The 1661-nt window shown below is 47.3% G+C and carries 1 rRNA gene; it reads left to right on the forward strand.

Going from position 1 to position 1661, the window contains the following annotated elements:
* The first annotated feature begins 110 nt into the window (after positions 1-110).
* Positions 111-1631: ribosomal RNA gene (locus N7548_RS08800) — 16S ribosomal RNA — on the forward strand.
* Positions 1632-1661 lie beyond the last annotated feature (30 nt).

Raw genomic sequence — 1661 nt, forward strand, 5'->3', positions numbered from 1 at the left:
GGTCTTTGAAAACTGAATGATGATGAGTGTATAAAGAATAAAACAAAAAGCAATTCTAATGAAAGCTTAGAATAAAAAAAGATAAGAGCTAATTCTTACAATTCAAATATAATTTGGAGAGTTTGATCCTGGCTCAGGATGAACGCTGGCGGCGTGCCTAATACATGCAAGTCGAACGCACTAGCAATAGTGAGTGGCGAACGGGTGAGTAACACGTAGGTAACTTACCTCTAAGACGAGGATAACGACTGGAAACGGTCGCTAAAACTGGATAGGATCATTGGAGGCATCTCTGATGATTTAAAAGGGCTTTACAGCCATGCTTAGAGAAAGACCTGCGGCGCATTAGCTAGTTGGTGGGGTAGAGGCCTACCAAGGCGATGATGCGTAGCCGGACTGAGAGGTCGAACGGCCACATTGGGACTGAGACACGGCCCAAACTCCTACGGGAGGCAGCAGTAGGGAATTTTCGGCAATGGGGGAAACCCTGACCGAGCAACGCCGCGTGAATGAAGAAGTATTTCGGTATGTAAAGTTCTTTTATTGAGGAAGAATGGGTTGGGTAGGAAATGACCTAACCGTGACGGTACTCAATGAATAAGCCCCGGCTAACTATGTGCCAGCAGCCGCGGTAATACATAGGGGGCAAGCGTTATCCGGAATTATTGGGCGTAAAGGGTGCGTAGGCGGTCTGTTAAGTCTAAGGTGTAAGTTCAAGGCTCAACCTTGTGATGCTTTAGAAACTGGCGGACTAGAGATAGATAGAGGCAAGTGGAATTCCATGTGTAGCGGTAAAATGCGTAAATATATGGAGGAACACCAGTGGCGAAGGCGGCTTGCTGGGTCTATACTGACGCTGAGGCACGAAAGCGTGGGGAGCAAACAGGATTAGATACCCTGGTAGTCCACGCCGTAAACGATGAGTACTAAGTGTTGGGGGAACCCAGTGCTGTAGTTAACATATTAAGTACTCCGCCTGAGTAGTACGTACGCAAGTATGAAACTCAAAGGAATTGACGGGACCCCGCACAAGCGGTGGATGATGTTGTTTAATTCGAAGATACGCGAAAAACCTTACCAGGTCTTGACATACTCTGCAAAGCTATAGAGATATAGTGGAGGTTAACAGATGTACAGGTGGTGCATGGTTGTCGTCAGCTCGTGTCGTGAGATGTTGGGTTAAGTCCCGCAACGAGCGCAACCCTTATTGCTAGTTACCATCATTCAGTTGGGGACTCTAGCGAGACTGCCAGTGATAAACTGGAGGAAGGTGGGGATGACGTCAAATCATCATGCCCCTTATGACCTGGGCTACAAACGTCATACAATGGCTGAAACAAAGAGAAGCGAAGCAGTGATGTGGAGCAAAACTCATAAAAGCAGTCTCAGTTCAGATTGTAGTCTGCAACTCGACTACATGAAGTCGGAATCGCTAGTAATCGCAGATCAGCATGCTGCGGTGAATACGTTCTCGGGGTTTGTACACACCGCCCGTCAAACCACGAAAGTTGATAATACCCAACGCCGGTGGCCTAACCGCAAGGAGGGAGCCGTCTAAGGTAGGATCAATGATTGGGGTTAAGTCGTAACAAGGTATCCCTACGGGAACGTGGGGATGGATCACCTCCTTTCTAAGGAAAACATGACTTAAGAAGTCATAA

This window comes from Paracholeplasma manati (assembly GCF_025742995.1).
GTDB classification, from domain to species: domain Bacteria; phylum Bacillota_I; class Bacilli_A; order Acholeplasmatales; family UBA5453; genus Paracholeplasma; species Paracholeplasma manati.